We start from the raw sequence: 21,295 nt of genomic DNA on the forward strand, positions 1-21,295 counted from the left end.
CGCACCAACTGCTCCAGAAGCAAAAGCACCCGAAGCTCCAGTCGCACCAACTGCTCCAGAAGCAAAAGCACCTGAAGCTCCAGCCGCACCAACTGTACCTGTGGGTATGCCCGTAGCAGCTTCTGCCGCAGCATCCACTGAAGCAGCGCAGCAAATTCCTGCACAACCTGCCGTTCCAGAGCAACCTGCTATCCCCGCACAACCAGCCGCTCCAGAGCAGCCAGCTGTACCAGCACAGCCGGTAGTTCCAGAAGTACCGGCTGCTCCGGCTCAACCGGCAACGGCTGAAACTACAACTGCTCCAGAAGTACCTGCGGCTCCGACTCCACCACCAATGCCTCAGCCACCGGCAGCCTACTACTATTTATATGCTATCCCTATGCCGCAAGGAGTGCCGGGTTACGGTAATGGTGCTGGTAATGGGATGCCTCCTGCGCCTAATATGATGCCTCCCGCGCAGGGGCAACGAGAGCCACAGCAGATGCGTATGCCAGAAATGCAGCAATACATGCCGCAAGGTGGTTACCCTATGCCGATGGAGCGTGGTCACGGTGTTGCTCAAATGCCAGTGCCACCACAGCAACCACCTGCGCAGTAATAATAGCGCATATCGTTAGCCCGCTCGTAAGGGCGGGTTTCGTGCAAACTAGAGTTAAGTGAGTCTTAGATGATTACGCTGATTGGCAACCTCAAAGGCGGAACTGGCAAGAGTACCATAACGTTTAACCTAGCGTTGTGGGTGGCGACCCGTCACAATAAGCATGTGATGGTGTACGATCTTGACCCTCAAGGAACGACGGCTGATGCGTTTGAGATTCGTCAAGAGGAGGAGTTTTTGCCTGCTATTGTGCCATTAACCTCTGTCAGTGATTTAGGTGCGGCCGATAGTAAATCTGAAATTTTGGTGGATATGGGCTTGGCTGACATGGCTGCGGTTGAAGTGGCAATTAGTAAGGCTGACCGTATTGTCATCCCTGTTGCTCCAAGCCAAGCAGATATTTGGTCGACCCAGCGTTTTCTGAAAATGATTGGGGATGTCCGTAAGGGAAGCGCTGTTGAACTATTAGGTGTCATCAACAGAGCAGATACCCATCACGCAGTACGTGAAACGTCAGAGGCTGCTGAAGCCATGCAAATGCTTCCCGGCATCCGCTTGCTAGAGCAGCGTCTGTATATGCGTACAACTTACCGGCGTTCCTTTAGTGAAGGTTTGGCGGTATTTGAAATGGAGCCGCGCTCCAAAGCGGCACTAGAGCTGGATGCATTGGGACGTGCTTTGTATCCTGTATAAACATTATTTTTAATAAATCTGGGGTTTTAAGGAGATTCAGATGCATATTTTTCGTTGGTTAATGAAACATCCAATTTTGCTGGCTTGGTTGCTAGCTATTATTGCCATTCTGTTAAATTTCAGTATGGGTAGTAAACAAGGTGAACACGGCAACGAAGTCGCCGCGACAGCTCATGAGCAGCAGCCAGCAGCTGTTGAGCACAGTCAAGCTGTTGTCCCTGCTGAGGTAGCTACTCAACAAGCCGCACCTGTTGCAGAACCACAAGCTGCTGCCCCTGCTGATATGTTACGCGCTGCCCGTGAAGCTTACTGGGCTAACGAATTGGATAGAGCCGTTGGTTTATATAATGATTTGCTCAAGCAAACGCCAGATTCTTTGGAATACAAAGGCGAATTGGCAAATGTTTATTGGAAGCAAGGTAATGCTCAACAAGCGTCTACTTTGTTTGCGGAGGTCGCTCCTAAACTTGCTGAACAAGGTCGTGTCACCGAAGCATTAAACATGAAGTTGTATGTGGATATGGTAAACCCTGATCTCGCTAAGCAAATTGATGCTGCGCTGAAAAAATAAAACAGGTTAGCAACAGTGAGGCAGGCTCAAGTGTGTAATAACTTGATCTGCCTCTACTGTTATATCGAAAGTAAAAGAATAAAATAGATGCCAAAGGATGTTCGGGAGAAATATTGATGAAGAACGCATGGGATAAGGCGTGATACGCATTCACAGTAGCCGATCTGCTATCTAGGGAGATAGAGACAAATCGGGAAATCAGGAGCCAAGTATGAAAACGAATGAGAAATCCTCAGAGTCAGGTGTTAACGATATTGAAAATGAGTTACACCATGTTGAGGATGAGTTGCAGGATTTTGAGGAGAGGCAGGTTAATGTCACCCGTACCTTGCAGATGATTGTCTACCCTGCAATGGTGGCGTTTATCATTCTTTCGGCTTATGGTTTTTATTTAGTTCAGTCGCTGACTACCGATGTGCATAAGTTGACTGAAACCATTTCTAGCATGAACCAAACTGTTGACTCCAATATGAATCGGATGGCGGATAATTTCGATACCATGACGCTTCATATGACGAACATGACCCAATCGGTGGGTGAAATGACCCATAATATTGTGGATATGAACAGTAGCACTCAAGATATGGCCGGAAACATGAAGCAGATGGATGCTTCTACCCAAAATATGGCTGTTTCCACGTATAATATGCAACGTGATATGTGGAGTATGAATAAAAACATCTCCGGCCCAATGAAAATGTTTAATAAATTTAGTCCATTTGGTAACGATACGACTTCACCTTATGTCGTTCCTCCTCCCGCCGTTGCCACGCCTTACTATAATTACTATGCAATGCCTCAAAACGTTGCCCCTCAAGGAACATCCGTAGCGGTTCAACCACAATTGCAACAACCTATACCGCCTGGAATACCCACAGTTGCTACGCCGGTGCAACCGGCAGCAACCAGTACACCGCCACCGATTGGAGGGAGTCCTGTCGTTGAGCCTCAGCCGACTGATTCGGCAACGGCGAAAGATGGACACAGTTCTGTGACAACAGAAGGCGATAACCTTGCCTCTCTAGCAATTAAAGGATAGACATGACACCAGCCAAGCGAATGGAGCAACGCCTTAAACGGTTGCAGGAACATCTTAAACGTGAAAATCCAGTTTTGGTTGATGCGGTCAACCAGTATCGGGAATTAGATGCTGTTGCTCAAAAGCTTGGTTTGTTGAGTGGTGGGGAGTCTTATGCTACTCAGATTTCGTGGTGGCCGATGATCTCAATTCTGGGAACTTTCTCAGCAGGTAAGTCCAGTTTCATCAACACCTTTTTAGGCATGGATTTACAACGTACTGGTAATCAGGCGGTTGATGATCGTTTTACGGTAATTACCTTCAGCCCGGATGGACAGGTGCGCACGTTGCCGGGTTTGGCATTGGATGGCGACCCACGTTTTCCTTTCTACCAAATCAGCGAAGAGATTGAACATGTCTCCAAGGGTGAGGGGGCAAAAATTGATAATTATCTCCAGATGAAGGTTGCCCCTAGTGAAAAGATTCGCGGTAAAATTTTAATTGATTCGCCGGGATTTGATGCTGATGAACAGCGTAAAGCAACGTTGCGGATTACTGACCATATCATTGAATTATCCGACTTGGTGATGGTGTTTTTTGATGCCCGTCATCCAGAGCCGGGGGCGATGCAGGATACGCTGGAGCATTTGGTCAAAGGTGCATTACGCCGTAATGACAGTAGTAAGTTCTTGTTTATCCTCAATCAGATTGATACTTCCGCCCGTGAAGATAACCTCGAAGATATTGTATCGGCTTGGCAAAAGGCATTGGTACAACAAGGATTGTCGGCCGGTAGTTTCCACATTTTGTTCAATGACAAGTTGGCAGTGCCGGTAGCCAATGAAAATGTATGGGCACGTTACGTGGCGAAACGTGATGCAGATTACCAGCGGATCATGAGTAGAGTTGATGGGGTAAACATCGAGCGTGTTTATCGTATTGTGGGGGCAATGGAGTCGCAGGCCAACGAGATAGAGCAGCAAGCTGTTCCGCGTATTCGCGAGGCATTACAGCGTTGGAAAAAGCAAGTGCTGGCAGCAGATGCTTTGGTTTTTGGCTTGCTGGCGGTTGCTTTATTGGCGATGAGTATTGAGTTTGGTTATTGGGAGGGGTTGTTGTTCAACCCACCGTGGTTAGCTGCTTTTGCAGGTAATCTATGGGCGACATTAGCCGTACTTGCGGTTGTCGTGGGATTGGCGTTGGGCTTGCACTACCTGATTCGTAATCGTTTGGCAAAGCGGCTGGCTGCTACGCTGAGTAAGACTGAGTCTTATGGTAATTTGTCGGCGGCTTTTTTGAAAAGTACCAAGTTTTGGCGCAGCATCTTTCAGAATTCACCCGCAGGCTGGAGCCGCCGGACACGTGGTCGTTTGGATGCTATTCGTCATGCCACTGACCGTTTTGTTCAGCATTTGAATGACCGCTTTACCAGTCCATCCGGTGATAAAGCCAAATCTGCTTAAGGCGCTTTGCCTCTGGTTGTTATTGTCGTTGCTCAGCGCTTGTGAGCAGCGCAGCGCTGCATGGCATATCGAGGGTATGCAAGGTACTGCTTTGTGGCATGTCACACTTACTGCGCCTCCCCCAGACCTCAATGAGGCTGCACTCAAGGATGGTTTGGCTAAAACCTTTTCTAAAACCAATCAGTTATTGGCAACGTGGGATCAAACTTCCGTTCTCTCGCAATTCAACCGTTATCAGGGTACAGACTGGTTTCCAGTGGAACCAGCATTGGCACAACTGGTTGATCTTACGTTAAAAATTAGTAAGCAAAGCGAAGGTGCATACGATGTGACCGTCGGACCACTGATTCGTTTATGGGGTTTTGGTTCACATGAGTCAGAGAAAGCCCAAATTCCGACCCAGACGGATATTGATACTGCACTTGCACGGGTCGGCTATCAGAAACTTCAGGTACGGTTTGATCCGCCATCTATACGCAAATCACAGGCAGACGTGCAAGTAGAGCTGGCTTCGGTCGCCGATGGTTTTGCTGCTGATCAAGCAGGTTTGTATTTGGAGTCATTGGGGATCCGTGACTACATGGTGGAAATTGCAGGAGAGGTTCGTGCCCGTGGTCTCAGTCCGCGAGGTGATGCTTGGCGTATTGCGATTGAAAAACCTCAGGAGGAGGGGCGGGCTATCCAGCAAGGTATTTCGCTGCAAGATGCGGGTTTGGCGACATCGGGTGATTACCGTAATTTTTTTGTGAAAGAGGGTAAACGTTATTCACATACGGTGAATCCTGTTAGCGGAGCGCCGGTTACACACAATCTTGCCTCTGTATCGGTATTGGCTGACGACGCAACCCAAGCGGATGCTTATGCGACGTTGCTGATGGCTTTAGGTGAAGAAAAAGGCAAGACTTTTGCTGATAATTATAACATTCATGCCTATTTTATCTGGCGAGTTCATGATGGCTTTAAGGTCTATGCAACTAAGGGAATGCAATCTTTATTAAAAAAATAAATGTATATATAAAAATAATGATAAAACCTTGTTTAAGGTATTTTCCCGTAAATTTAGATGAGATAAATTTTTGAGCGCTAATTTTTAATGATTAGCTAGTAACGTTGTGCTATAAATATTTCAATTAATTTATTGTTGAAATTTATTGGTTAGCAGGGGCTTTATGTTCAAAAAAAATCCATTTCAGTTGATACGTCTAGTAAAAATGCCTAGTGTCATCGTGATCGCTGCGTTATGCGGTGTTTTAATGACGGCTTGTGATGGTGATTGTAATATTGGTTCAACAGTACCATTAACATCTACGCCGTTACCTGCTGGTGGTGGGGGAGCTCAACAAGAAGAGGCTCAACCACAAACGTGCACGGGGCGCTTTTGTAAGTACGACAATACGGGTGTTAGATTAGATGACCTCGCTGAAAATTGGTCATGTGTGGAAGATACGGCGACCAAAAAGTTTTGGGAGGTGAAAAGCCTTGAGGCTAGTAGCTTGCGGTATAATCTTTGGAGCTATGCGTCGACCAGTACCACGGGTGTGGGTTGTGGTGGTTTCTTGGGGGCTTGTACACCAGTGGCTTATGTTGAGGCAGTCAATACTGCGCTATCGGAACCACGCCCTTGTGGTATGGCTAAAGTTTGTCGACTTCCGACGCATTCCGAGTTGATTGATCTGGTGATGCCAGTGGCGTTGTTACCTTCTGAAGAGGGTAAACTGACTGAACGTGAGCAGATCTATTTACCTGACAAAAAATTCTTCCCAGATCATCTGGATAGTGGAATCTATTGCACTGACACTATTACGGATGTTGGCCCAAGACAAGTGATATACGGTGTCAGTATTCCAGCAAACACACGTTCAGATGCTTTTACGCTATATATGGCTCCCGTTGTCGATGCGGGCGCGACTTGTCATACTCGCTTGATTTGTGAGTAGATCTCTGACATTAGCAGGGCTTGTTGCTGCACTGCTAATGTTTTTAAAACAGTTACTTGGGATATTTGCGCTAAAAATGTGCCTTCAATTTTTTTTGAGCTGTGCTATAAAACATTTAGCCATAAAGCGTATAGGCTAAAATTTCGTTGCTTAAGATTTATTAGGATAATAGCTATGTCAGAAATTTTCTCACCCAAAGAACGCCCAGCAATTAAAAAAGGTGGCTTGGTTTTGGCCATGGTGTTATGTGCTTCTTTATTAAGTGCGTGTGATTGTGATGGTGATTGCAGCACTGGCGTTGCACAAGATGCGTCGGCAGGCGCAGGCACAACGCCAAGTGACGGCACTAGCGGTACAGGTGGCACGGGTGGTACAACAACACCTACTACTACAGCGCCCAAATGCGCGGCAAAAGATGATACAACTAAACTAACTGCCCGTTTCTGTAAATATGACAGTACTGGGACTATGCTGGATGATACAGCAACCTCTTGGTCATGCGTTGAAGACACGTTGCTGAATAATTTCTGGGAAGTGAAAACCAATGATAGCGGTTTGCGTGATCGGGACTGGGTTTATGCTCGGACAGGTACAGCGGGGGCTTGTGGTGGTACGTTGACTACTTGTTCACCGGATGCTTATGTTGCGGCGGTGAATGCCTCAACGTCTCGACCTTGTGGTTCTACCAGAACATGTCAGATCCCTACTCATGCTGAATTGATTGAGCTTGCAGTACCTGCCACGTATCTACCAACGTTTGGTAAAACCATTACTCCTGGTGTTCCCGCTGGTTACCTCTTGGATAGTAGGTTTTTTGAAGTAGATGCCCCTGCCTCTGGGCTTGGTGCTTATTTCAATGCTTCAGACAATAAGGTGGTGCAATATGGGGTTCCTATTCCAGATGGTTACAATGCGAATACCTTGACTTGGATTATGGCTCCTGATGATACGGGTACAACGGCTGGGCAGATTCGTTTAATTTGTAAGTAATCATCACTAATGGAAGTGGAGAGATACCCTCTCTGCTTCTATTAGCAGTCTTGTTTCCGGTTATCATAAAAAATATTACGTCTATATCAAAAATAATCACAGTATTTCTCATTTTGTTCTATAAATATATCTGTTGCGTAAGGCTACGTAACTAATGAAATAATCAATTTATAGAGCAGGATAATTATTATGCAAATGACAACTCAATCTACTAGCCGTCTATATGCAAACAAGGGGCTTTTCTTGGCTGTTGTATTGTCAGCTTCGTTACTGACTGCTTGTGGCGGCGGTGGCGGTTCTTCCGCCAGCACTGATAACACAGCTACTACCGGAACAACCGGAAATACAACGACCGGAACTACGACGAACCCTACAACCACAACACCAGCAACCAGAACGTTTACCAAAATGAATTTGACTGGTGCAGCTTATGTGGCAGATGGATCACAAACCCTTGGTTGTGTGAAGGACTCAAAAGACAACAAATTTTGGGAAGTGAAAAGTAATACGGGAAATCCAGCCGATTCTGATTTCCGTGATGTTGACTACGGTTATTTCTGGGGTGATAACGTGGGTCAGACCGCAGGTGGTGCAGGTACATCATATGCAGGGGCAACTAACCCATGTTCTGGTGTAGGCACAGCTTTAACCAAATGTGACACCGCTTCCTATGTTAAGGCAGTCAATGCAATGAATGCTGGTAAAGGGTTGTGCAATAAAACAACTTGGCGCTTGCCTACTTCAGCAGAATTGTTAGGTTTGTTGAATACGGATGCGACCAAAGCACCGTATATTTATGCAGATATAGGCAATACGGCTTTTGATGCTTCGGATACCGATGGTCGATCTTATGTTTATGCTTACTGGTCTTCTACACCCGTTGCAGGCGAACCTGGGCAACGTGTTGCAGTGAGTTTCACCAATAAATTGACTAATGGTCAAGTGAAGAATCACAACGTAGTGAATCAAATTAACAACCAAATCCGTTTGATTGCGGATTAAGTCGGGTGTTATCAGGTAGGGAGTGATCCCCAATACTCTCATCCTCTGTGGCGGCTTTCGTGTCGCCACAATTTTTTTATCCTGCCTTTTTTCTTCCTATTGCGCTGAACATTTCACAAAATGGCTTGTCATAATCGGTGATACAAGTTATTGACGATCTTGTATCAGGTCGTGGACTCTTCCGACAATCTTCCTCCTCGGATCAGACGGGGAGGTATTTTTTACCACAGCTTATGAGGGCTACTGTGAAAATAATCCATTACTGTCTTTCAGCGTTGCTCCTGTTTGCCGTGGCAGGCTGCGATCGATTGGAACAAGATATGTTATCCGCCCCAGATGATGCCACACTTGATCGTTATGGTTTTGAGACGGTTAAGTTGGGTGATAAGCGGGTAGAGGCAGTTAAATCACTGGAAACTCTCTTACGCGTACCGCTGGAATGTAAACTTGGCAAGACCGGGCTAGGTGATAAGCGTAAGGCTTACTTGTTGGAAGAATGCAAGGTGACCCCCGTAAACGGTGAGGTGGGGAAACTTTGGGATGAGAAACTGAGTTTTTTCAAAGCGGTGTTTGTAGAAGATCAGTTATGCAGTTTGGAAGTGCAAATGAAAACTTCCGGCAACTATGAAGCGTTGTATGACGCGCATGGGAAAAAGATTATTAACTTATTCGGTAAACCGGATGAGATAGAGGCAAAAGGTGTTGTGTGGCAGCGTGAAAACGATGAGGCCGTGCTAAAAGACTTAGGCGATGGCAAGGTGAGTCTTGACATTCGTAATAAGAAAGTCATGCAGGCATTACATCACAAAGGGTAAGGAAGGGCTAAGGGGGCAGACGGGGCATAACTTTGTTATGATGCAAGTGTCATTCATGTACTTGTGTTGTTATGCCCCGTATTCTTTTATTCAACAAACCGTTTGATGTCCTCTGTCAGTTCACCGATCAGGAAGGTCGTGCAACACTGGCTGATTACATTTCTGTTCCTGATGTGTACACAGCAGGACGCTTAGACCGTGACAGTGAAGGGCTATTGCTGTTGACGGATGATGGTAACTTGCAGCACCGGATTGCTGACCCCAAACATAAAACCAGCAAGACTTATTGGGTGCAAGTAGAAGGCGCACCGACTGAAGCTGATTTACAACCCTTGCGCCAAGGAATCCGTTTAAAAGATGGCATGACGCGCCCGGCTACGGTACGTCTTATGGTAGAACCGCCCGGCTTGTGGCCGCGCCATCCGCCTATTCGGGTACGCCAGTCGATTCCAGACACCTGGTTAGAAATAACGATCAGTGAAGGGCGTAATCGCCAAGTCAGGCGGATGACGGCGGCGATTGGTTTCCCCACCTTACGCCTGATTCGTTACCGGATCGGTACTTGGACGTTGGAAGGTTTAGCCAGCGGCGAATGGCGTGAATTGTGAGCATCAACTTTCTCGTCTACGTAAACAACGTTCAATGCAATCGAGAATATCACGCTCCATCGAGCGGCTGTCATGAATGCGTACATAAGCACTTAAAAACGACACAACCCGATGGGCTAAGTTTGGCAGGTTGTCATGCGAGTCGCTTACGGCAGCATATAGTTCACGCTCGTTTTCCAAAAAATGGCACATGAGGCTGTTCAACGGAAAAATTTCTCGTTGAACATACAAGGCAAGCCTGTGCGTATGCTGACTAATGACGACAAATGCCTCTGGTGTCAGGGTAATGACTGGATTTTCCACGCTATGCTCCTTTCCTTCAGGGTAAGACCTTATTCTGATTGTTTCAGTCTGATTTAAAGAGAAGCATAGTCTTGATGGTGCTTATGTACAAACTTAGCTTGCTGTTAGCAGAGTGGCGTTAATGGGTGTCAAGATGATACGTGAGCATCACTTTTTCCCCGGCAGCTAAAGGTTGTTTTAAATCAATGCTGAACAAAGCAGGGCGATGTGTATTGCGGAAGCGGATGGCGGCAGAATGTTCCACCCAACCTTGCTCACGGGGTTTGCCATTCACATCCAACACTGCGTAATCGACATGCCCGAAACGTACTGGTTCACGCCCGGTGAGGCGAATTTGCCCTTTGAGCGTTTGGCCATCTAGGCGCAGAGCTTGAAAAGCAACAGGAGCAGCATGAGTGTCAGTGACAAAGCGATTCGTCATATTATCGTTAGGGGCAATGGCACATGCGCTGATACCGGCGGTTAAAACAATCGTGGTGAATAGCGACTTGACGGTTAACATGATGGTTATTCCTTGAAACTTAATGAGGGTGAGTAGGTTCACGTGCCGTTTCGTCTTTGAGCACAAACTGGCGATACAGCAGCGGTAATAAAATGAGTGTTAAGGTGGTGGCACTGACCAACCCGCCGATGACGACTGTTGCCAGCGGTTTCTGGATTTCCGAGCCGGGGCCGGTGGCGAATAACAACGGCACTAAACCCCATGCCGCAATACTGGCGGTCATTAACACTGGGCGCAGGCGGCGCAACGCTCCTTCGCGTACCACCGCAGTGCCTCGGTAGCCTTGCTGGTGCAACTGGTTGAAAAATGTCACTAACACCACGCCGTTGAGTACCGCAATCCCCAGCAATGCAATGAAGCCTACCGACGCGGGTACGGATAAATACTGCCCAGAAATACCCAGACTAAAAATGCCCCCAATCAACGCCAAGGGCACATTCGCCATCACCAGAATGGTTTGACGCACATCCCGAAACGTCAAAAACAGCAGCAAGCCAATCATGGCAAGCGCAATTGGCACAACAATCAGCAAGCGTTGCGCTGCCCGTTGCTGATTCTCGAATTGCCCGCCCCACGTAATGCTGTAGCCGGTCGGCAAAGTCACGTTAGCGGCGACGGCAGCTTGGGCTTCTTCCACAAAACTCACCAAATCGCGCCCCGCTACATTGCTTTGTGCCACCACGAAACGCCCTGCATTTTCGCGTTTAATCGCCACGGGGCCTTCGGTACGGACGAGTTTTGCCACTTGATCGAGGCTGATAATACGCCCGTCAGGAAGTGTCAGGCGGATTTGCTGTAAGGCTTGAGGCGCTTGGCGCAATTCGGCAGAACCGCGTAATTGCAGCGGAATGCGCCGCCCTTCTTGCTGGATAATGCCAATGATTTCACCTTCGAGCTGGGTGCGTAATAGGCTGGCAATGTCGTCTACCGATAGCCCAAAGCGTCCGGCGGCTTGGCGGTCAATTTCGGCACGCAGGTATTGCACCCCCGCGTTTTTCTGGGTGTAAACATCGGATGCACCGGGGATTTTTTCCAAAATCGTCACGATTTGCTGCGCCAGATCGCCCAACACCGCCAGATCCGTGCCGAAAATTTTGATGGCGACATCGCCACGACTACCCGTCAGCATTTCGGAGACGCGCATATCAATCGGTTGGGTGAAGTTGTAACCCACGCCGGGGAATTTTTCCAACACTTGGCGGATTTCTTCTTGCAGCCATTCTTTATCCGGCGTTCGCCAGGTTTCGCGGGGTTTTAATACCAGAAAGCTGTCGGTTTCATTTAGGCTCATCGGGTCAAGACCGAGTTCATCCGAGCCGACCCGTGCGACGATGCGCTCAATTTCGGGGATGCTATCCAGCAAGGCGTGTTGCACCCGCAAGTCGGTTGCGACGCTTTGATCCAGACTGATCGAAGGCAGTTTTTCCAATTGCACCAGCAAGTCGCCCTCATCCATCGTCGGCATAAAGGTTTTACCAATCAAGGGGTAAGTAGCGCCTGCGCCTAACATGACGGCGATGGTCAGGATGTAAACTAAACTGGGACGTTTTAAGGCAGCGTCTAACACCGGAAGGTACACGCGGCGCGACACACGCAACAGCCACGGATCGGTGTGCGCCGCTTGCTTGAGCAACCACGATGCCAGTACCGGAATCACCGTCAATGCCAACAGCAAAGAGATGGAAAGCGCAAAAACAATGGTCAGCGCGACCGGCGAGAACAGCTTGCCTTCCAACCCTTCCAACGTCAGCAGCGGGAGGAACACTAGGGCAATAATGACAATGCCAATACTGACGGGGGAGGATACTTCTTGCACTGCCCACAGGACTTTTTGCCGTTGCGGGGTTTTGGCTTTGTCATCGTCATGCGCCAGATGTGCCACGATATTTTCGACAATCACCACCGCTGCATCCACCAGCAAGCCGATGGCAATGGCTAAACCGCCCAGACTCATCAAATTGGCGGATAAATCAAATTGGCGCATCAAAATAAACGTGCCTAACACCGACAGTGGTAAAATCAACGCCACCACGAACGCCGCCCGCAAGTTACCCAAGAACGCGAACAGAATAATGCCGACCAATACAAACGCTTCCAGCAAGGCTTTGCTGACGGTGTGAATTGCTTTATCGACGAGGGTAGAGCGGTCATAAAACGGTTCAATGGTGACACCGGGCGGCAAGGTTTTGCTGATTTCAGCAAGTTTGGTTTTAATGTTGGTGGTGAGTTGCCCCGCATTCGCGCCGCGCAAGCTCAGTACCAAGCCTTCGACGGCTTCGCCTTTGCCGTTTTGGGTAACTGCGCCGTAACGGGTGAGTTCGCCGAGGGTGACTTGCGCAACTTGCCCGACCGTGACGGGTACGCCGTCCACGCTTTTGATGACAATGTGGCGCAAGTCGTCCAGCCCGTTGATGCCACTTTCGATACGCACCACCCAGGTTTCTTCGCCTTCGTTGACGCGCCCCGCGCCATCGTTGCGGATATTGGTGTTCAGCGCGGTACGCAAATCGTCCAAGGTTAAATGACGAGCATTGAGCGCGGCTAAATCGGGGGTGATTTCAAAGGTGGTGGCACGTCCGCCCAGCGCGTTGACATCAGCAACACCGGGCAGGGCGCGAAGTTGGGGGCGAATCGTCCAGTCCAGCAAGGTGCGTTTGTCTTGCAGCGGCAAGTCGCCTTCCACGGTGAACATGAAAATTTCAGAGAGCGGGGTGGAAATGGGGGCTAAACCGCCGGTCACATTGTCAGGCAAATCGTTTTTGACGTTGGCAAAGCGTTCCGCGACTTGGCTTCGCGCCCAGTAAATGTCCGTGCCTTCGGCAAAGTCGAGAGTGATGTCGGTGAGGGCGTATTTGGAGACACTGCGCAACACGACTTGGTTGGGTATCCCCAGCAATTCGGTTTCGACGGGTTGGGCAATCCGCGCTTCGACTTCTTCGGGGGTCATGCCGGGGGCTTTGAGGATCAGCTTGACTTGCGTGGTGGATACGTCGGGAAACGCATCAATCGGCAGTTCCTGAAAGGTGCGGACACCAAACACGGTGAGTAGCACGGTCAAACCGAGAATCAGCCAGCGTTGTGCGAGGGAAAATTCAGTTAGCCAGTTGAGCATGGGTTATTCCTCCGCCTCTTGCCACTTGGCTTTGAGGGCAGCAACACCTTTGGTGGCAATGCGGCTGTCGGCTGGCAAGCCGCTGATGGTGGCTTGGGTGTTGTTTTGTTGCACAATCTTGACGGCGGTTGGGATGAAACCTTCCGCACTTTCGGTGAACACATACGCTTGATCGCCCGACCATACCAAGCCGCTGGTGGGGATGCTGGCGGCGGCTTCCCCTGCATTGCTGCTGCTTTGCAAGGTGACTTTGACGGTTTGCCCCGGATGCAGGGTGGTGCTGTCTTCTTGGGTGATGTCCGCTCGCACGATGACATTTTGGGCGTTATCCAAGGCGGGTTGCAAGGCGCGGACGGTGCCGCTGAGTTGGCTGTCGCGGATTGTGACAGTTTGCCCCGCTTGCACGTCTTTGGCTTGGGCGGGGGTGAGGGGGATTTCTAAACTGAGTTGTCGCAAGTTGCCGATTTTGACCAGCGCGGCGGGGGCTTCGACCCGTTGCCCCGGTTCGACCATGGTTTCCAGTATCCAGCCGCTGATGGGGGCGGTTAGGGTGATTTCGGCGCTTTCGCTGCCGGGTTTAACGCCGAGTAAGCGTAGCGTGGCAATCGCGGCTTCTTGATCAGCTTGCGCTAATTTTACGTCGTTTTGGGTCAGCAGCCAGGTGTTTTTGGCGATTAGCCCTTGATCTGCCAGCCGCTGGTCGCGAGCGGCATTGTCGGCGGCGAGTTGGTATTTGAGGCGGGCTTGCAGGTATTGGCGTTGTGCCTCCACGACATCAGGGGAGGAAAGCGAGGCTACTTTGTCGCCCGCTTTGACGGTTTCACCGGTTTGATGCAGTAAGGTGGTGATTAGCCCATCAGCGGGTGCGGCGACCACGCGCACACTGGCGGGGGGGAGCATCACTTGCGCATTCACTTCCAGCACGGTGTTGGCGCTGGAGGTGGTGAGTGGCGTGACTTCGATGCCGAGAGCGCTGCGTTGTTCCGCTGGCATGGGAATAATGGCGGCGGCGGTGGCAATGCTGGAAAACAGCAAGGCTAAACTCAATAGGCTGGGTTTTATTGTACGGATCACGGGCATTCACTCTGGTTTAGTCGTAACCGGAGTGTATTAGTCGTGACTCATAAAGGTTAGGCGGCAAAGGGTCAGAAACTGGTGTTTTAGGGCATTTGCCCTACCGTTGGTCAGCCAAGAAAGTCTTCAAAGAACCATGCGGCGAAGGCGTGTCGCCCATTCAGCCCCGATTTGCGGTAGATCGCAATGGCTTGCTGGCGCACGGTTTTTTCTTTGGTATGGCGGATACTGGCAATCTCATCAAAGCTCAACCCTTTGAGCAATAACAGGGCGACTTCTTTTTCCGTGGGGCTAAGTTCCCATTCATTCAATTGTTCGTGGATCACGGTGACATAGCCTTTGCCCGCTTGCTGGAGTTTGTTATGCAAGTCGGAAATACGGGCGTGCGAATGGTTTAACTGAGTGTGGAGTTGTGTGATTTCGCGCTGCTTACGGTAGTTTTCCCACATTAAATACCCCACGCCCATGAATGAGATGATGACCACAATGGCATCCACCACGGTGTGCAACAGTGGGCGGTCAGCATGGTGGAGATCAAGGCTGAAGCCGTAAGTGTGCAGAACGGCGACGCTGAACAGCAATGCGATGAGGAAAATGTCTCTGGGGCGGAACATCTGGCCTGTGCCTGTGAGGGTGTCTTAACAGACTGCTGATTCTAGGGGATGGCACTGGGGATGCAAAGCAACTTGTTGGGCAAATGTCCCACAGTGGCAGTAGCTACCGGTTTGTGCACAAGAATGAGGCGTATGTCCACTGTACGAATCAGCGCTTAACTTGGAATGATGTGGCAACCCTAATGTTCATAGACAGGAGATAGATCATGCGAAACAGCTTGCAATGGCCTTTGGTATTAACCATTGGCTTCAGTGTGGTGGCTTGTGGTGGTGGCGGCACTACCGCTACGAATACAACCACTACGAGTGGCATTGCACCCAACATCAGTGCACCCGATGGGGCGCGTTTGTTGGCTTCACAATGCTTTCAATGCCACGGTATGAATGGAGTTTCTGCCACGGGTATTGAAAGCATTGCAGGCGATAGCGTGGCTAGTTTGGTCGAAGAAATGCTCGAAATGAAGTACAGCACCGAAGTCGACATTATGCACTACCAAGCCAAAGGCTATAGCGAAGATGAAATCCGCTCGATGGCGCAATATTTGTCGGCGCTACCCCAAGACCCCAATGGAGATAATGACTAATGGCTAAGCTCAACCGTCGTCAATTTTTACAAACCTTAGGGTTGGCATCCGCCGCTGGTGCAACGTTAACCTTCAGCCAACTGAGCAAAGCAGCCGATGCTCGCCCACATGTGGTGGTGGTTGGTGGTGGCTTTGCTGGCGCAACCGCCGCGAAATATTTACGCTATTGGTCAAGCGCGATTGATGTGACCTTGGTCGAGGGTAATCCCACGTATTACTCCCCCATTCTCAGCAATCTGGTATTAAACAACCAACGCAACCTTGGGCAGCTCAGTTTCAATTACAACACCTTGGCGCAAAAATACGGGGTGAAAGTGATTCAGGAATGGGCGGACAGCATTAATGCGCCCAACCAGTCGATTACCTTGCGCAACGGCGCGGTGCTGAATTACGACCGCTTGATTGTCGCGCCGGGAATTCAGTTCATGGATGTGCAAGGTTTAGACAGCAATAAAATCCCTCATGCCTGGCAAGCAGGGGCGCAAACGACGTTGTTGCAACAACAAATCGCGGCGATGCCAGCCGGTGGCACGTTTGTGATGACTATTCCCGCTGCCCCTTACCGTTGCCCGCCGGGGCCGTATGAACGGGCTTGCGTGGTGGCGGATTGGTTACGCATCAATAAGCCCGGCTCCAAAGTCGTGGTGTTGGACGCTAATCCCGCGATTACGGTTGAGCCGACCATTTTTGGCAATGCCTTTGCGCAATACGGGGTGCAATACGTGCCGAATGCGACCTTGCAGAGCGTGGATTCTGATCAAAAGATTGCGTACACCAGTGCAGGCGAATTCAAAGCCAGCGTGCTGAATGTGATCCCACCGCAACGCGCGGGCGATTTGGTCACGAAGTCAGGGCTGGCAAATGTGGGCGGCGGGCGTTGGGCTGGGGTGAATCCCTTGAGTTATGAATCCACTGCCGTGCCGAATATTCACATATTGGGTGACTCGCAAGGCACGGGGCAACCCAAAGCCGGGCATATTGCCAATGCGGAAGCCAAAGTGTGTGCGGATGCGATTTTGCGCTTATTGGCAGGGCAACAACCTTATGCTGCGCCTGTGACCAATTCGGCGTGTTATAGCCCGATTTCCAGTGATACCGCTTCGTGGTTAACGGCGGTGTATGCGTATGATTTGGCAAGTGGCACGATGAAACTGGTGCCGGAATCCTTCGGTGCTGCCGCCGCGCCCAGCAATAAGTATTACAACCGCATGTTTGATTGGACGACCAATTTGTTCAACGACACCTTCGCGTAGACGCAACCCAAGCGCAATGGTGATTGTCGACTGTTGGGCGTGTTAGCCAGACAGTTGGCGTTGACTTAAACAACTCTCAATGCATCGCAAAATTTCACGTTGCATCGCGTGTGTATCCCGAATCCGCAAATGCGCATTCAAAATCGCCAGACGCAAGCACGGTTTGTGTGCGTGAAATGTCACTATGAAAATCACGCCGATCATGTCGGTGCGATCAATGTTATAAAGCGGGGACACCGCTTGTTAGCCTGTGGAGATGGGGCATTACGTCCCTCGATGAAGCAGGAACCCACCGAAGTAAGTCAGCTATCTAGCTGAATGCAGTAGGAATCCCCTTCCTTTAGGGAGGGGAGGATGTCAATGTTAAGGTTTTGTTAAAGAGCATAGCGCAAAGCACGGGCTGATGTGTTGGCATCAGCCCCAAATGCTTATTTTTTGTTGGCTTTTTCTGCGGGTTTTTCGGTGGCAGTGGTGAGTGTTCGCAATTGTTGCTCCATGTTTTGCAGGCGATTTTCCAGATGCTCTTGTGTCAGTTTGTGGAGTTCTTGTTGCATTTCCTGCATTTCAGTGACTTGAACGCCAATGCGTTGAATCGCTTCTTCTCGGATAACCGCCAACAATGTGTCATCAGGGGTTTTCCAATCGCCACCGGAATTGCTTGCCATCCATGCAACGGCATCCGCAAAGGCTTCCAGAGGCATGTCAGGTTGCCCGCCTTTGGCAGGCATGGCACGAACCCCAACCCATGCATGAGCGGTGAGTACTGCTTGCCCTTCTTCTATCAAGTCTGCCCATGCGGCTTTGTCGCCCAATTTAGGGGCATCGGCAACGCCTTCCTTATGACAGGCAAAACAGACCGTGTTGTAAACGTCTTCGCCGGTTTTGCCTTGCCAAGCATTGGGTTTGGCTTTTTCGTCGGCGTGGCCATTCAAGCTGATGACAGCTAAGCCAATGAGTACGCCAATGGATAAGTATCGTTTCATAATCAAGTTCCCAGTAATGCATAAAAGTGTAAATGATAACGCAAAGTGTCTTAACCTAAAAAATCCTCAAAAAACCACGCAGCAAATTCATGCCGCCCATTCAAACCCGATTTGCGGTAAATGCTGCTGGCTTGCTGGCGCACGGTTTTTTCCTTGGTATCGCGCACGCTGGCGATTTCTTCAAAGCTCAAACCTTTAAGCAATAACAGTGCCACGGCTTTTTCACTGGGGGTTAAATCCCACGCAGTGAGTTGTTCTTGAATCACGGCGCTGTATTGTTTGCTGGTATCACGTAATTTTGTATTGAGCGCGTCAAGATCGCTATGCGCGTGTTGTAAATCGGCACGAGTGAGCGTTAAGGTACGGTGCAATTCCTTGTTTTCTTGGTAACGCTGCCGCATTTGCCAAACCACAATAGTAGCACCGCCCAACGCCAGCAAGGTGATAATGCCTTCCATGATCAGGTAATGGATACCGTGATAATCTTCAGTAAATTCATGAATAAAATTAAGCAGATAGGGAACTGCCAGTAAAATCAAAATAAACAGCAAAAAGTGATCTTTGTAACGCGCCATGGTGGTGACATTTCTCGCTAATGTGGAGGTAAAGCATTGTAGGCAACTGTCCCAAGCCTTGGCTATCGGTTAAATGCCTGACGGCTAATGGACGGTTGGCGGATAGCGTTAACTGCTGATGTTAGCGCATTCTAAGCCTATTGTTAGGTTTATGGAGTTTTTGAGATGCAACGTCATCAATTATACGGCTGGCTTATCCTCGTAGGCAGCGTGTGCGGCAGCACCCCAATATGGGCAGACACGCCGCAACAACTGTTGGACGGTTACAAGGCGGAGGCACAAGCAGAAAGCCCTGATTTCAACAGCTTTGATCCGCAACGTGGCGAGCAATTCTTCAATAAGACGCACGCCAATGATTGGAGTTGTGCGACTTGCCACACCAGCAATCCTGCCGCTATGGGCAAACACGACAAAACCGCTAAAAGCATCGAGCCATTAGCGCCGAGTGCGAATGCCGAGCGTTTCACCAACCCGAAAAAGGTGGAAAAGTGGTTCAAACGCAATTGCAACGATGTGCTGGAACGCACCTGTACATCGCTGGAAAAAGGCGATGTGCTGACCTATTTACTGAGCATTCAATGAGGGCGTGATGATGTTAAGGATTAAGGCTATCGGTTGGGTGTTGGGGGCATTGCTGTTAGGCAGTGTCACCAGTTTGTCAGTGACGGCGGATGATGATGGCGATAAACACCATAAAAAAGATAAAGGCGACGGCAAACAGACGTCAGCGGCGATGCCACCTGCTTGGAAAACCGAATGCGCTGAGTGTCACCTTGCCTACCCAGCGAAGTTATTACCCGCCAGTGGCTGGCGCGAAATCATGGGTAATCTGGGGCAACATTTCGGCACGGATGCGAGTTTGGATGCTGCCACCATTGCCGAGATTTTGCCATTTTTGGAACAAAACGCCGGTTCTGAGCGCAAATACGCGGCGGCAGCAGGCAAATCAGCATTGCGAATTACTGAAACGCGCTGGTTTGTGCATGAGCATTACGATGAATTATCCCCTGCGGTATGGAAGCGAGTGAGCAGCCCTGCCAATTGTGCGGCTTGCCATACCACGGCGGAACAGGGCAATTACGACGAAGATTTCATTAAAATTCCACGTTAAGGAGAGTTCCCATGTTGCAACGTATTTTAGTGTGGGATGTGCCGACACGGGTGTTTCACTGGTCGTTAGCGTTGTCTTTTGCCGGGGCGTATGTGACGGCGGAATCGGAACGTTACCGCGATATTCATTTGGCCTTGGGCTATGTCTTGCTGGGGCTGTTGGTGTTTCGCTTGGTGTGGGGGCTGGTGGGAACGGCGTATGCGCGTTTCAGCGCGTTTACCTTCACGCCTTCGCAAGTGAAAGCGTATTTGCTGGGTTTGCTGAGCAAGCAGCCGCCGCATTACGTGGGGCATAATCCGGCGGGTGGGGTGGCGATTTTTGCGCTATTGGCGTTGGGCTTGCTGATCAGTGTCAGCGGGCTGGGCTTGGAATGGGAAATCGGTGCTGAAGATTTCATGGAGGAATTGCATGAAATCGCCGCGAATCTGATGTTGTTGGTGGTGCTGGCGCACATTGCGGGGGTGTTGATTAGTAGTGTGTTGCATCGGGAAAACTTGGTGCGGGCGATGTTTACCGGCTACAAGCAATCTGCCACAGCAGCCGGTATTACGCGGGCGTATGTTGGTTTGGGTGTGGTGTTGCTGGTGGCAATCGTGGGTTTCTTGGGGTGGTATTTGGTGTGATGCGCTTGGGGGATTTTCAGCTTCATTTCAGATAAGCCGGTTAGTCTACAAACATACATTAATTGAATTGTTTGGAGACTTACCATGAAAACCTTAACCCTGACCCGTCATGCGCTGTTGGCTTGTGCCGTCACGTTGTTGGTTGGGTGTGGTAGCAGTGCTGCTGATACTACGGCACTCAGCACAACGGCGGCGGCGGCGTCTGTTGTGGACGCTGCAACAGCCAGCACTACCGATGCGGATGATGCGACTACTGGCGTTGCGGATGATACCACCACCATCACCACGCCCAGCACAACCACTACGCTGACAGCCGACGAAACCGCCACGCTGCTGTTCGTGCGCGAAGAAGAAAAGCTGGCACGCGACGTTTACCTCACGCTCTTCAACAAGTGGGGTACTAAAACTTTCCAAAACATCGCCCTCAACAGCGAACAGCAACACATGGATGTGATGGGGACACTGGTTGCGACTTACAACCTGCAAGACCCTGTAGTGATCGACACCATCGGCGCATTCACTGACCCGGTATTGCTGGGGCTGTACCAAGATTTAGTCATGCGTGGCTCTACCTCGCTGAATGACGGTTTGCACGTCGGCGGTTTCATCGAAGAATTCGACATTAACGATTTGCAAGAAGCCATCGACGAAGCCAACGCTGGCAGCAAACCCGCCGATATTATTGCAGCTTACACCAACTTGATGTGCGGTTCACGCAACCATTTGCGCTCATTCGTGGGGCAAATTGAGAAAAACGGCGTGGATTACCAAGCGCAAGTTATTCCACAAGCCACCGTCGATGCCATCGTCAACAGCCCCGAAGAGCAATGCGGCAAATAACGGCGACAACTGTTACCCCCCAATCA

General features: G+C 49.9%; 23 protein-coding genes and 1 pseudogene. 17 read left to right on the plus strand and 7 right to left on the minus strand.

The features are described from left to right. From BLV87_RS19660 to BLV87_RS00235, 11 genes and pseudogenes are all read left to right on the plus strand, one after another. Positions 1 to 598: pseudogene (locus tag BLV87_RS19660) on the plus strand (hypothetical protein); the annotation flags it as partial. A gap of 69 nt (positions 599 to 667) precedes the next feature. Continuing rightward, positions 668 to 1,291 (plus strand): nucleotide-binding protein, encoded by a 624-nt coding sequence (locus BLV87_RS00190; RefSeq protein WP_093064180.1) that lies wholly within the window; start codon positions 668 to 670, stop codon positions 1,289 to 1,291. Between the two features lie 40 nt (positions 1,292 to 1,331). Then, positions 1,332 to 1,862 carry a tetratricopeptide repeat protein gene (locus BLV87_RS00195; RefSeq protein ID WP_093064182.1) on the plus strand — a complete coding sequence of 177 codons (531 nt, stop codon included), beginning with the start codon at positions 1,332 to 1,334 and terminating at the stop codon, positions 1,860 to 1,862. 211 nt (positions 1,863 to 2,073) lie between these two features. Beyond that, on the plus strand, positions 2,074 to 2,901 hold the full coding sequence (locus BLV87_RS00200; protein ID WP_093064184.1) for a hypothetical protein: 828 nt from the start codon (positions 2,074 to 2,076) through the stop codon (positions 2,899 to 2,901). A gap of 2 nt (positions 2,902 to 2,903) precedes the next feature. Beyond that, positions 2,904 to 4,343, plus strand: a complete 1,440-nt coding sequence (locus BLV87_RS00205) for a dynamin family protein (protein ID WP_093064186.1) — start codon at positions 2,904 to 2,906, stop codon at positions 4,341 to 4,343. A 76-nt stretch (positions 4,344 to 4,419) separates the two neighbouring features. Further along, positions 4,420 to 5,349: an FAD:protein FMN transferase gene (locus tag BLV87_RS00210; protein ID WP_245706853.1), complete on the plus strand. Its 930-nt coding sequence runs from the start codon at positions 4,420 to 4,422 to the stop codon at positions 5,347 to 5,349. A 163-nt stretch (positions 5,350 to 5,512) separates the two neighbouring features. Further along, a complete protein-coding gene (locus BLV87_RS00215) occupies positions 5,513 to 6,280 on the plus strand; it encodes a hypothetical protein (RefSeq protein ID WP_093064188.1) in 768 nt (255 codons plus the stop codon). A gap of 174 nt (positions 6,281 to 6,454) precedes the next feature. Beyond that, a complete protein-coding gene (locus BLV87_RS00220; protein WP_093064190.1) occupies positions 6,455 to 7,270 on the plus strand; it encodes a hypothetical protein in 816 nt (271 codons plus the stop codon). A gap of 189 nt (positions 7,271 to 7,459) precedes the next feature. After that, entirely contained in the window at positions 7,460 to 8,272 is an 813-nt protein-coding gene (locus tag BLV87_RS00225; RefSeq protein ID WP_093064192.1) for an Lcl domain-containing protein, read from the plus strand. 320 nt (positions 8,273 to 8,592) lie between these two features. Next, positions 8,593 to 9,087 carry a hypothetical protein gene (locus tag BLV87_RS00230; protein WP_093064194.1) on the plus strand — a complete coding sequence of 165 codons (495 nt, stop codon included), beginning with the start codon at positions 8,593 to 8,595 and terminating at the stop codon, positions 9,085 to 9,087. 71 nt (positions 9,088 to 9,158) lie between these two features. Then, positions 9,159 to 9,695 (plus strand): pseudouridine synthase, encoded by a 537-nt coding sequence (locus BLV87_RS00235; RefSeq protein ID WP_093064196.1) that lies wholly within the window; start codon positions 9,159 to 9,161, stop codon positions 9,693 to 9,695. A gap of 3 nt (positions 9,696 to 9,698) precedes the next feature. Here the strand turns inward: BLV87_RS00235 and BLV87_RS18955 are convergent, their stop codons facing one another. The 5 genes from BLV87_RS18955 to BLV87_RS00255 all read right to left on the minus strand — a co-directional run bounded on the left by BLV87_RS18955 (position 9,699) and on the right by BLV87_RS00255 (position 15,300). Beyond that, complete coding sequence (locus BLV87_RS18955) at positions 9,699 to 9,998, minus strand: hypothetical protein (RefSeq protein WP_139282091.1); 300 nt, start codon at positions 9,996 to 9,998, stop codon at positions 9,699 to 9,701. A gap of 118 nt (positions 9,999 to 10,116) precedes the next feature. After that, positions 10,117 to 10,500: a hypothetical protein gene (locus BLV87_RS00240; RefSeq protein ID WP_093064198.1), complete on the minus strand. Its 384-nt coding sequence runs from the start codon at positions 10,498 to 10,500 to the stop codon at positions 10,117 to 10,119. Positions 10,501 to 10,519: 19 nt separating this feature from the next. After that, positions 10,520 to 13,612, minus strand: a complete 3,093-nt coding sequence (locus BLV87_RS00245; RefSeq protein WP_093064200.1) for an efflux RND transporter permease subunit — start codon at positions 13,610 to 13,612, stop codon at positions 10,520 to 10,522. Positions 13,613 to 13,615: 3 nt separating this feature from the next. Beyond that, positions 13,616 to 14,686, minus strand: a complete 1,071-nt coding sequence (locus BLV87_RS00250) for an efflux RND transporter periplasmic adaptor subunit (RefSeq protein ID WP_175517788.1) — start codon at positions 14,684 to 14,686, stop codon at positions 13,616 to 13,618. Between the two features lie 110 nt (positions 14,687 to 14,796). Continuing rightward, entirely contained in the window at positions 14,797 to 15,300 is a 504-nt protein-coding gene (locus tag BLV87_RS00255) for a helix-turn-helix transcriptional regulator (protein WP_093064204.1), read from the minus strand. Positions 15,301 to 15,506: 206 nt separating this feature from the next. Here BLV87_RS00255 and BLV87_RS00260 point away from each other — a divergent pair, with 206 nt between their 5' ends. Further along, entirely contained in the window at positions 15,507 to 15,884 is a 378-nt protein-coding gene (locus BLV87_RS00260; RefSeq protein ID WP_093064206.1) for a c-type cytochrome, read from the plus strand. Next, on the plus strand, positions 15,884 to 17,137 hold the full coding sequence (locus BLV87_RS00265) for an FAD-dependent oxidoreductase (protein ID WP_093064208.1): 1,254 nt from the start codon (positions 15,884 to 15,886) through the stop codon (positions 17,135 to 17,137). The genes BLV87_RS00260 and BLV87_RS00265 overlap by 1 nt, the downstream gene beginning before the upstream one ends. A 428-nt stretch (positions 17,138 to 17,565) precedes the next feature. Here the strand turns inward: BLV87_RS00265 and BLV87_RS00275 are convergent, their stop codons facing one another. Further along, entirely contained in the window at positions 17,566 to 18,120 is a 555-nt protein-coding gene (locus tag BLV87_RS00275) for a c-type cytochrome (protein ID WP_093064210.1), read from the minus strand. Between the two features lie 50 nt (positions 18,121 to 18,170). Then, positions 18,171 to 18,695 (minus strand): helix-turn-helix transcriptional regulator, encoded by a 525-nt coding sequence (locus BLV87_RS00280; protein ID WP_093064212.1) that lies wholly within the window; start codon positions 18,693 to 18,695, stop codon positions 18,171 to 18,173. 165 nt (positions 18,696 to 18,860) lie between these two features. On the opposite strand from BLV87_RS00280, the gene BLV87_RS00285 reads away from it, so the two are divergent. The 4 genes from BLV87_RS00285 (at position 18,861) to BLV87_RS00300 (ending at position 21,269) form a co-directional block, all read left to right on the plus strand. Continuing rightward, positions 18,861 to 19,277, plus strand: a complete 417-nt coding sequence (locus tag BLV87_RS00285) for a DUF1924 domain-containing protein (protein ID WP_093064214.1) — start codon at positions 18,861 to 18,863, stop codon at positions 19,275 to 19,277. Between the two features lie 7 nt (positions 19,278 to 19,284). After that, complete coding sequence (locus BLV87_RS00290; protein WP_245706854.1) at positions 19,285 to 19,806, plus strand: diheme cytochrome c; 522 nt, start codon at positions 19,285 to 19,287, stop codon at positions 19,804 to 19,806. 11 nt (positions 19,807 to 19,817) lie between these two features. Continuing rightward, the gene (locus tag BLV87_RS00295) at positions 19,818 to 20,429 is read left to right on the plus strand and encodes a cytochrome b/b6 domain-containing protein (RefSeq protein ID WP_175517789.1); all 612 of its coding nucleotides are present in this window, start codon (positions 19,818 to 19,820) and stop codon (positions 20,427 to 20,429) included. 84 nt (positions 20,430 to 20,513) lie between these two features. Beyond that, positions 20,514 to 21,269, plus strand: coding sequence for a DUF2202 domain-containing protein (locus BLV87_RS00300; protein WP_093064216.1), 756 nt, complete (start codon positions 20,514 to 20,516; stop codon positions 21,267 to 21,269). Positions 21,270 to 21,295 lie beyond the last annotated feature (26 nt).

The sequence above is a fragment of the Thiothrix caldifontis genome (assembly GCF_900107695.1).
GTDB lineage: Bacteria > Pseudomonadota > Gammaproteobacteria > Thiotrichales > Thiotrichaceae > Thiothrix > Thiothrix caldifontis.